Annotated in this window: 5 protein-coding genes and 1 pseudogene; 4 read left to right on the top strand and 2 right to left on the bottom strand. The window is 72.8% G+C overall.

The window, feature by feature from the left end; all coding sequences use genetic code 11:
• Window positions 1-230: 230 nt before the first annotated feature.
• Entirely contained in the window at window positions 231-3,734 is a 3,504-nt protein-coding gene (metH, locus tag ACZ38L_RS24030) for a methionine synthase (protein WP_465696914.1), read from the bottom strand.
• 371 nt (window positions 3,735-4,105) lie between these two features.
• On the opposite strand from metH, the gene ACZ38L_RS24025 reads away from it, so the two are divergent.
• Entirely contained in the window at window positions 4,106-5,314 is a 1,209-nt protein-coding gene (locus tag ACZ38L_RS24025; RefSeq protein WP_465696912.1) for a glycoside hydrolase family 18 protein, read from the top strand.
• 108 nt (window positions 5,315-5,422) lie between these two features.
• On the opposite strand, the gene ACZ38L_RS24020 is transcribed toward ACZ38L_RS24025, so the two are convergent.
• Window positions 5,423-6,049, bottom strand: coding sequence for a mycothiol-dependent nitroreductase Rv2466c family protein (locus ACZ38L_RS24020; RefSeq protein ID WP_465696910.1), 627 nt, complete (start codon window positions 6,047-6,049; stop codon window positions 5,423-5,425).
• Window positions 6,050-6,677: 628 nt separating this feature from the next.
• Here ACZ38L_RS24020 and ACZ38L_RS24015 point away from each other — a divergent pair.
• From ACZ38L_RS24015 to ACZ38L_RS24005, 3 genes and pseudogenes are all read left to right on the top strand, one after another.
• A pseudogene (locus tag ACZ38L_RS24015) lies at window positions 6,678-7,461 on the top strand (YqjF family protein).
• Between the two features lie 126 nt (window positions 7,462-7,587).
• Complete coding sequence (locus ACZ38L_RS24010) at window positions 7,588-8,412, top strand: SGNH/GDSL hydrolase family protein (protein ID WP_465696908.1); 825 nt, start codon at window positions 7,588-7,590, stop codon at window positions 8,410-8,412.
• 316 nt (window positions 8,413-8,728) lie between these two features.
• Entirely contained in the window at window positions 8,729-9,766 is a 1,038-nt protein-coding gene (locus tag ACZ38L_RS24005; protein ID WP_465696906.1) for a PAC2 family protein, read from the top strand.
• Window positions 9,767-9,893 lie beyond the last annotated feature (127 nt).

The raw sequence follows: 9,893 nt of genomic DNA, 5'->3' as shown, positions 1-9,893 counted from the left end.
GCTCGTTGAGGTTCTCGCCGCTGCCCAGCCCGAGCCCGAACCGGCCGCCGGACAGCAGTTGGACGGCCGCCGCCTTCTCCCCCCCCCCCCCCCCCCCCCCCCCCCACCTCCCCCCCCCCCCCCCCCCCCCCCCCCCCCCCCCCGGGCCGGCGTCCGCCGGTGTGGCGGGCCGGCCCGTACGGGGTCGTCCAGGATACGCGCAGTTGAGCGAACGACGCGCGATCAGTGGGTTACCGCGCGTTGAAGTACTTAGCCTCCGGGTGGTGGATGACGATCGCGTCGGTGGACTGCTCCGGGTGCAGCTGGAACTCCTCGGAGAGCACCACGCCGATCCGCTCGGGCTTCAGCAGCTCGGCGATCTTGGCGCGGTCCTCCAGCTCGGGGCAGGCGCCGTAGCCGAGGGAGAACCGGGCGCCGCGGTACTTCAGCGCGAACATGTCGCGGACGTCCTGCGGGTCCTCGTCGCCGAAGCCCAGCTCGTAGCGGACCCGGGCGTGCCAGAACTCGGCCAGTGCCTCGGCGAGCTGGACCGAGAGGCCGTGCAGCTCCAGGTAGTCGCGGTAGGCGTCGGCGCGGAACAGCTCGTTGGCGGCCTCGGAGATCCGGTTGCCCATGGTGACCACCTGCAGCGCGACCACGTCGCGCTCGCCGGACTCCTCCGGCCGGAAGAAGTCGGCCAGGCAGAGCCGGCGCCCGCGGCGCTGGCGCGGGAAGGTGAAGCGGGTGCGCTCGCTGCCGTCCTCGGCGTAGACGATCAGGTCGTCGCCCTTGGAGTTGGCCGGGTAGTAGCCGTGGACCACGGCGGGCTCCAGCCAGCCCTCGGTCTGCAGCCGGTCCAGCCACATCCGCAGCCGCGGCCGGCCCTCGGTTTCCACCAGTTCGTCGTAGGACGGCCCGTCGCCGGTCCGCGAGGCCTTCAGCCCCCACTGGCCCTTGAAGAGCGCGTCCTCGTCCAGCCAGGAGGCGTAGTCGGCGAACGGGATGCCCTTGACGATCCGGTCCCCCCAGAACGGCGGGACCGGCACCCGGTTGTCCAGCGCCACGTCCGAGCGGACCTGGCCCAGGTTGACCTCCTCCGGCTCCGCCACCTCGACCCGGGCGTGCCGGCGCTGCCGCAACTCGGGCAGGGTCGCACCGGGAACGCCGCGCTTGACCGCGATCAGCGCGTCCATCAGCTGCAGGCCCTCGAAGGCGTCCCGGGCGTAGCGGACCTCGCCCTGGTAGATCTCGTGCAGGTCCTGCTCGACGTAGGCGCGGGTGAGTGCGGCGCCACCCAGGATCACCGGGTACTGGGCCGCCAGTTTGCGCTGGTTGAGCTCCTGGAGGTTCTCCTTCATGATCACGGTGGACTTGACCAGCAGCCCGGACATGCCGATCACGTCCGCGCCGTGCTCCTGGGCGGCCTCCACGATCGCCGAGACGGGCTGCTTGATGCCCAGGTTGACCACGGTGTAGCCGTTGTTGGACAGGATGATGTCCACCAGGTTCTTGCCGATGTCGTGGACGTCGCCCTTGACGGTGGCCAGCACGATGGTGCCCTTGCCCTCGCTGTCGGACTTCTCCATGTGCGGTTCCAGGTGGGCCACCGCGGTCTTCATCACCTCGGCGGACTGCAGCACGAACGGCAGCTGCATCTGGCCCGAGCCGAACAGCTCGCCGACCACCTTCATGCCGTCCAGCAGCGTCTCGTTGATGATCTCCAAGGCCGGGCGCACCCCCAGGGCCTCGTCCAGGTCCGCCTCCAGACCCTTGCGCTCGCCGTCGATGATCCGCCGCTTGAGCCGCTCCTCCAGCGGCAGCGCGGCCAGCTCCTGCGCCTTGGAGGCGGCCGTGGAGGCGGTGGAGACGCCCTCGAACAGCTCCAGCAGGCGCTGCAACGGGTCGTAGCCCTCGCGACGGCGGTCGTGCACCAGGTCGAGCGCGACCTCGCGCTGCTCCTCGGGGATCCGCGCGATCGGCACGATCTTGGAGGCGTGCACGATCGCCGAATCCAGGCCCGCCTGCACGCACTCGTGCAGGAAGACCGAGTTGAGCACCACGCGGGCGGCCGGGGAGAGACCGAAGGAGATGTTGGACAGGCCCAGCGTGGTCTGCACCGCCGGATGACGGCGCTTCAGCTCGCGGATCGCCTCGATCGTCTCGATGCCGTCGCGGCGCGACTCCTCCTGTCCGGTGCCCAGGGTGAAGGCCAGGCAGTCCACCAGGATCGAACTCTCCTCGATCCCGTAGTCGGTGGTGAGTTCGGCGATCAGGCGCTCGGCGATCGCCACCTTCTTCTCCGCGGTGCGGGCCTGGCCCTCCTCGTCGATGGTCAGCGCGATCAGGCCGGCGCCGTGCTCGCGGGCCAGCGTGGCCACCTTGGCGAAGCGGGAGTCCGGGGCGTTGCCGTCCTCGTAGTTGACGGAGTTCAGCACCGCGCGGCCGCCCAGCAGCTCCAGGCCGGCGCGCAGCACGTCGGTCTCGGTGGAGTCCAGCACGATCGGCAGGGTGGAGGCGGTGGCCAGCCGGCCGGCGACCTCCCGCATGTCGGCGACGCCGTCCCGGCCCACGTAGTCCACGCAGAGGTCGAGCAGGTGCGAGCCGTCCCGGATCTGCTCGCGGGCGATCTCCACGCAGGCCTGCCAGTCGCCGGCCAGCATCGACTCGCGGAACTTCTTCGAACCGTTGGCGTTGGTGCGCTCACCGATCGCCAGGTAGGAGGTGTCCTGGCGGAACGGGACCGACTGGTAGAGCGAGGCGGCGGCCGGCTCCGGCTGCGGGGTGCGCGAGACCACCGGACGGCCCTGGACGCGCTCGACCACGGCGCGCAGGTGCTCGGGGGTGGTGCCGCAGCAGCCGCCGACCAGGGCGAGGCCGTACTCGCGGGTGAAGGTGTCGTGCGCGTCGGCCAGCTCCGCCGGGGTGAGCGGGTAGTGCGCGCCGTCCTTGCCCAGCACCGGCAGGCCCGCGTTCGGCATGCAGGACAGGCCGATGCGGGCGTTCTTCGCCAGGTAGCGCAGGTGCTCGCTCATCTCGGCCGGGCCGGTCGCGCAGTTCAGGCCGATGTAGTCGATACCCAGCGGCTCCAGCGCGGTGAGCGCCGCGCCGATCTCCGAACCGAGCAGCATGGTGCCGGTGGTCTCCACCGTGACCTGGGCCAGCACCGGCAGGTCCAGGCCCGCCTCGGCCAGCGCCCGCTTGCAGCCGAGGATCGCCGCCTTGGTCTGCAGCAGGTCCTGACTGGTCTCCACCAGCAGCGCGTCCGCGCCGCCCGCGATCAGGCCGGCCGCGTTCCGCTGGAAGCCGTCCCGCAGGGTCTGGTACGGGGCGTGGCCCAGGGTGGGCAGCTTGGTGCCCGGGCCGATCGAGCCCAGCACCCAGCGCGGGCGGTCGGGGGCGGCGAAGGCATCCGCGACCTCGCGGGCGATCCGGGCACCGGCCTCGGAGAGCTCGAAGATCCGCTCGGCGATCTCGTACTCCCCCAGCGCCGCGTGGTTGGCGCCGAAGGTGTTGGTCTCCACGCAGTCCACGCCGACCGCGAAGTACGCCTCGTGCACCGAGCGCACGATGTCCGGCCGGGTCACGTTCAGGATCTCGTTGCAGCCCTCCAGCTCCTGGAAGTCCTCCAGCGAGGGATCCTGCGCCTGCAGCATCGTCCCCATCGCGCCGTCGGCGACCACCACCCGGTGGGCGAGGGCTTCGCGCAAGGCGGTGGCACGGGACTGCTGGGCGGCTGAGGGGACACTGGTGGCCATGGGGCTACTCCCTGGATGCGACGGCTGTCGGCTATGCGCTCCCCTCTGTGACGGGGGTGCACCCGGCCAGCGTATCCGGCCGGGCGACCTGCCATGGGGGGCGTTCCGTATGGTGAGCCATTCGACGGGCCGGAAGGGGCGGCCCGGTGGGCGGGCGTGGGTGGGACGGGGGATGAGCGGCATGGCGGCGAACAGGGGCGGCGGGTCCGCGGGGTCTGCGGGGGCCTCGCGGGCCGGGTCTCGGCGGATGGGACGGCGGGTGCGGGCGAACGGGTGAACGGACGGGGTGGCGCGCCCCGTCCCGGGGGCCGGGGCGGCGGCCCGGACGGTCGAGACGGCGGCGGATCGGGGGCGCCGCGCTGCTGCTGGCGGTGCTGGTGCTGCTACCGGTGGGCTCGGCGGCGCTGGCGCTGCGCCTGGAGGACGCCGGCACGCCGTCGGCGCAGGCCCGCACCCGGGGGCAGGACGCGGTCTGGCTGGGCCACGCCTGGGTGGACGGCGGCAAGAGCGCCGCCGACCTGGCCGCGCTGACCCGGCTGATGGGCGGCTCCCCCGGCTCGGGTGGGTCCGGTGCGGGCGGGTCCGGTGGGGCGGCTCCCGACCCGGCGGTCCGTGACCTGTACGTGCACGCCGGCCCACTCTCGGACGACGGCTCGCTGCCCGCCTCCCGTTACCCGCGGGCCGGACAGCTCATCGCGGCCGTGCACCAGCAGTTGCCCGGGGTCCGGGTGCAGGCGTGGCTCGGTGACCTGGTCGAGCCCGAGGAGAACGGGCTCAACCTGGACCGGGCCGACGTCCGGGACCGGATCGCCGGCTCGGTCCAGCAGGTGCTGGCCGCCGGTTTCGACGGCGTGCACTTCGACCTGGAGCCCGTGCGCTCCGGCAGCACCGGCTACCTCGCCCTGCTGGACCAGCTGCACGCGCTCACCGCGGCCCGTGGCGTCCCGCTCTCGGTGGCCGCGCCGCAGATCGACCCGCTGCCCGGGCTGCACCGGGTCGGACAGCTGGTCGCCGACCATCCGAAGTGGTGGTCCCAGGGGTACTTCGGGCAGGTGGCCCGGAGGGTCGACCAGATCGCGGTGATGTCGTACGACACCGGGATGCCCGCGCGGTCGCTGTACAGCGGGTACGTCGCGCAGCAGACCACGCTGGCGCTGGAGGCCACCCCGGCGTCGGTCGGCCTGGTGATGGGACTGCCGGCCTACTACGCGGACCAGTGGGGCCATCGGGGCTCGGCGGAGACGGTGGCCGCCGCCGTGCGCGGCGTCCGGCTGCGCTGGGACGGCGAGCCGCGGACCGGGCGCACCGGCCGTCCTTCGGGGTGGGGATGTACGCGGACTTCTCGGCGAGCGCGGCGGACTGGGCGGCCTACCGGCGGGACTGGTGCGGGCTGCCGGAGTGAGGCGGAGCCGCGATGCCACCCCAACTCGCGGTGTGGGCAGGCCTGGTGGCGCGGGGCTCGGCCGGTACGCACCGCCGTCTCCGCAGTCAGGCGCTCTCAGGACTTCAGGTGCCTTCGGGTGTCTTCGGGTGCCTTCGGGTGCTGCCGCGGACGGCATCGGGGCACCGCAGCACCGTAGTTGTTCCCATCGCGCTCGAACTCGCCGCTGCCGCAGATGCGTTCGGCGAATTCGGGGAGTAGCGACGAGCCGCCGCCACTCCCCTCTCCAGCAGTCGCCGCGATGGGGTCAGCTGAAGTCGAGCTCGCCGGTGCGGGTGCGCTTGAGCTCGAAGAACTTCGGGTAGCCGGCCAGCAGGCGGGCGCCGTCGAAGATCTTGACCGCGTCCTCGCCGCGCGGGATCGCGGAGAGCACCGGACCGAAGAAGGCCACACCGTCGACGTGCAGGGTCGGCGTGCCGACGTCCTCGCCAACCGGGTCCATGCCCTCGTGGTGGCTCCGGCGCACCGCCTCGTCGTACTGCGTGCTCTCGGCGGCATCGGCCAACTCGGCCGGCAGGCCGAGTTCGGCGAGCGCTTCGCGGATCACCGCGGGCAGGTCCTTGTTGCCCTGGTCGTGGATCCGGGTGCCGAGCGCGGTGTAGAGGTCGCGCAGCACCTTCGGACCGTGCTCCTCGGCGGCGGCGATGCAGACCCGCACCGGGCCCCACGCGCGGGTCAGCCTCGCCTGGTACTCCTCGGACATGTCCTCGCGGTTCTCGTTGAGGACGGAGAGGCTCATCACGCGGAAGCTGAGGTCCAACTCGCGGTACTGCTCGACCTCCAGGATCCAGCGGGAGGTAATCCAGGCGAAGGGGCAGACGGGGTCGAAGTAGAAGTCGACCTTGGTCGGAGCAGTCTGATCGGTAGTCGTCATGTGCCCCACGATAGGCCGCGGAGGGCGCCGAGCGTGAGGCGAATCCGGCACAGGCTCCTTGGGACACCGGGACCGGGGCCTTAACCATGCGGCAGCGACGCGTGGTGCGGACCGTGGGCGCCGACGGTGCGCGCCACCTGTGCACGCCGAGCGTGCAGGCCGCCCGACCCTTGCGGCCAAGATCGGGAGAATGGCGTGCGCCCCTGGCACTCCGCGCCGGCTCCGGGAGGGGTCGTCGACACTTCAGGCCGCGAACAAGAGCACTGATCTCTATCGAGATCAGTGCTCTTGAATATGGCACCTGCTCCGAAAACGGAGCGCAGACCCCAGGCGCGACTGGCGCTCCAGGTCACACGGGCCGGGAGCGGTGAGGATCAGCGCCCCGCTCCGAGTCACGAGCAGTGATCCGAAACGTGATCGCCACCCCAAAGCGTGAGCAGTGATCTGAAACGTGATCGGCGATCACGGTGCCGATCACTGCTCACGCTGGCGACCGCCGCCCGCAGCGGCCCTTCGTCGACGCCAGACCTCAAAGTCGACGTTGCCCCCAAAGTCGACGCCAGGCCCCAAAGCCGAAAGGCACTTAATGATCGAGGAGTTCATCCATAGGATCCACCCCGTACCCCCGATGCCGCCGACGCCCGCGCCACCGGAACCGCCCGCCCCCGATCCGCCACGCGGGGTGGCGGCCCACTACTGACCCAGCCCTGGCTCGACCTGACCCTCCCGCACCTGCCGGTGGACCCCTCGGCGGTGGCCCGTCTACTGCCGCCCGGCACGACCCCCGACACCTTCGACGGGCTCACGTACGTCGGCCTTGTGGCCTTCCGGATGCATCGGATCGGCTGGTACCGATTTCCCGGCCTGCCCTACCTCGGAACGTTCCCGGAGGCGAACGTCCGCCTGTACTCGGTCGACCGGTACGGGCGGCGCGACGTGGCCTTCCGCTCCCTCGAGGCGTCCCGGCCGGCCCCCGCACTGGCCGCCCGGATCGGCTTCCGACTCCCGTACGCCTGGGCCCGGATGGCGATCGAGCACCGGGGAGACAAGGTCCGCTACTCCAGCGTCCGTCGCTGGCCCGGGCCACGCGGCGCGCACTGCCGGCCGACGGTGCGGGTGGGCGGGGCCGTGCCGGAACCCAGTGCCCTGGAGCAACTTCCTGACCGCCCGCCGGGCCCCTGCACAACACACCGTTCGGCCGACCGACGCACCCGCCGGACGCCCACCCGCGCTGGCCGCTGTTCCGCGCCGAACTGACCGATCTGGACGAGGACTTGTTGACCGCGGCCGGCCTGCCACCATTCGCCGGGCCACCGGTGAGCGTGCTCCACTCCCCCGGCATCCCGGTCCGCCCAGGCCCACCCTCACGCCCTCCCTCGCACCCACCGCGCGAGACCTCGGCGCCACGCTGACCACGAGGGAAACACGAGAGAGAACCGAGGAAAAACCGAACGCACGGTCGTGCGGGCCCGAGGTGGAGCGGCTGACACTCCACAGGTCCACCACCAAGAGTGTTCAGGTGAATACCATGAGTGGCCATGATCGCCCTTCGCCCCCGCCTGCGCACCGCACTGGCCGCCGTCCCGCTGCTGCTCCTGGGCGCGACGACACCCGCGAACGCCGCTGCCACCCCCGCGCCCAACCCCGGCTACGCCGCGCTCGGCGACTCCTACGCCGCCGGGGTCGCCGCCCGCTCCTACGATCCGGCCAGCGGCGACTGCCACCGCAGCTCACTCGCCTACCCCGCGCTCTGGGCCGCCGCCCACTCCCCGTCCGCCTTCCTCGACACGGCCTGCGAGAGCGCCACCACCGACGAGGTCCGCACCGACCAGCTCCCCACCGTGCCGTCCGACACCGCGCTGGTCAGCGTCACCGTGGGCGGCAACGACCTGGACTTCTCGGACGCCGTGATCGCCTGCCTGCAGCCGCTCACCACCGACCGCCACTGCACGAGCGCGTTGGACCACTCCGCGCGGCTGCTCGCCGACGACCTGCCGGCCCGCCTCGACGGCCTGCTGACCGCGATCGGCCAACGCGCGCCCGGCGCCCGGGTGGTGCTGACGGGCTATCCGCACCTGCTGGAGTCCGTCGCCAACTGCTGGGCCGGCACCACCAGCCGTCGCGACCGGTTCAACGCGCTCACCGACCAGCTGGACGACCTGATCCAGCGCCAGGCCATCGCCCACCACGCCCGGTTCGCCGACCCGCGCGGCGACTTCGCGGGCCACGGCCTCTGCGCCCCGCGCGGCTCGGAGTGGATCACCGGGATCGTGCTGTCCAAGCCGTGGGAGTCCTTCCACCCCACCGCCGAGGGCCAGGCCCGGGGCTACCTCCCCGCCGTCGCCCGGACTCTCGCCGGCTGACCCGACCCCGGCGGACGGCGGTTCCGACCGCGCGGGCGGAGCCGACCGGATAACCGGTGGCGGCCCGCCGGACAGGGCCCCAGACTGTCCCGGCGGGCCCGCCGCGACCGCACCCGGCGGATCGGCCGCGGTGGGCCCGGCCGGAGCGCCGCCCGCCGGACTTCGGCAGGCATCAAAGCCCGTAGGCTGGGCAGGTACGGTCCGTGGAACAGGGCGTTCCACGTGATGAGGGAAGCAGTCGGCAGCCGGCCGCTGGTTCGCCGCATCCGCCCCCCGGGCGGGGGGCGTGCCCGGGTCGGCCGGAGGGAGACGCTGGGTGATCGAGCTGGAAGATGTTCCCGAGTTGATCGACCCGGTCATGGTCTGTGCCTTCGAGGGCTGGAACGACGCGGGCGACGCCGCCTCCACGGCGGTCGGGCATCTGGACGAGACCTGGGGCGGCAAGGTGTTCGCCGCCCTGGACGCGGAGGACTACTACGACTTCCAGGTCAACCGGCCCACCGTCTGGCTGGACGGCGGCATCCGGCGGATCACCTGGCCGACCACCCGGCTGTCGGTGGTCCGGGTGACCGAGCCGAAGACCCGCGACCTGGTGCTGGTGCGCGGGATCGAGCCCAGCATGCGCTGGCGCTCCTACTGCAACGAGCTGCTCGGCTTCGCGCACGAGCTGGGTGTGGAACTGGTGGTGATCCTCGGCGCGCTGCTGGGCGACACCCCGCACAGCCGTCCGGTACCGGTCAGCGGGGTGACCTCGGACCCCGACGTGGCCCGCACGCTGGACCTGGAGGAGAGCCGCTACGAGGGCCCGACCGGCATCGTCGGCGTGCTCCAGGAGGCCTGCGCCCACGCCGGGGTGCCCGCGGTGACGCTCTGGGCCGCCGTTCCGCACTACGTGGCCCAGCCGCCCAACCCCAAGGCCACCCTGGCCCTGCTGAACAAGCTGGAGGACCTGCTCGACCTGCGGATCCCGCCGGGCGACCTGCCCGAGGACTCCCGGGCCTGGCAGTTGGGCGTGGACCAGCTCGCCGCCGAGGACAACGAGGTCGCCGAGTACGTCCAGCAGCTGGAGGAGGCCCAGGACACCGCCGAGCTGCCCGAGGCGAGCGGGGACGCCATCGCCCGCGAGTTCGAGCGCTACCTGCGCCGCCGGGAGAACCAGGGGCCGGCGGGCGAGAAGCCGGTGGGTGGCCGGACCGCGGTGGAACGGACGACGGAGCCCACCGAGCCGGTGGAACCGGCCGAGCCGACCGAGGACGGCGGGCCGGCCGAGGGTGCCGACAGCGCGGGGAACGGCGACCCCGGCGCCGAGGACGGCGACCGCAAGGACGACCGGCACGACGCGCAGGACGGCTGAGCGGCCGTCAGCGGACGGACCCAGCAGTGGGGGGGGGGGGGGGGGGGGGGGGGGGGGGGGGGGGGGGGGGGGGGGGGGGGGCAGGGGGAGGGGGGGGGGTGGGGGGGGGGGGGGGACAGGGGGGGGA

The sequence above is a fragment of the Kitasatospora sp. NPDC024654 genome (genome assembly GCF_055559155.1).
Note: the sequence above shows the minus strand (reverse complement) of the source record. Positions and strands in the feature narration are given on the sequence as shown.

Bases quoted from the DNA above. Each gene is read 5' to 3' on its own strand.
- ACZ38L_RS24020 (WP_465696910.1), bottom strand. From the start codon at position 6,049: ATGACGACTACCGATCAGACTGCTCCGACCAAGGTCGACTTCTACTTC.
- metH (WP_465696914.1), bottom strand. From the start codon at position 3,734: ATGGCCACCAGTGTCCCCTCAGCCGCCCAGCAGTCCCGTGCCACCGCC.
- ACZ38L_RS24010 (WP_465696908.1), top strand. From the start codon at position 7,588: ATGATCGCCCTTCGCCCCCGCCTGCGCACCGCACTGGCCGCCGTCCCG.